Raw genomic sequence first — 266 nt, forward strand, 5'->3', positions numbered from 1 at the left:
GTGTTAATGACAGCCACAACCGCAATGTTTGGTTTACTGCCACTGGTATTCGCTACCGGCCCTGGCGCTGAGATTCAAAAGCCATTGGCGATTGTGGTTGTTGGCGGGTTAATTACATCAACAATTACAACACTTTATTTACTGCCTATCTTTTATGGTTGGTTGGAGAAAAAACATGGCTGAACAGTTACTTTTTACCCTAAATGTACCCACAAACATAAAAGATGAAGTGGTTGATATATTAATTGGCATAGACTGCATTACCG

Annotated in this window: 1 protein-coding gene; it reads left to right on the forward strand. The window is 40.6% G+C overall.

What is annotated here, in order from left to right:
* Positions 1 to 183: efflux RND transporter permease subunit (locus tag AAEY62_RS22835; RefSeq protein WP_350636707.1), on the forward strand; the 183-nt coding region annotated here is incomplete at its 5' end.
* Positions 184 to 266 lie beyond the last annotated feature (83 nt).

The sequence above is a fragment of the Pseudoalteromonas sp. GW168-MNA-CIBAN-0100 genome, assembly GCF_040309225.1.
In the GTDB taxonomy this organism is placed as follows: Bacteria; Pseudomonadota; Gammaproteobacteria; order Enterobacterales; family Alteromonadaceae; genus Pseudoalteromonas; species Pseudoalteromonas arctica.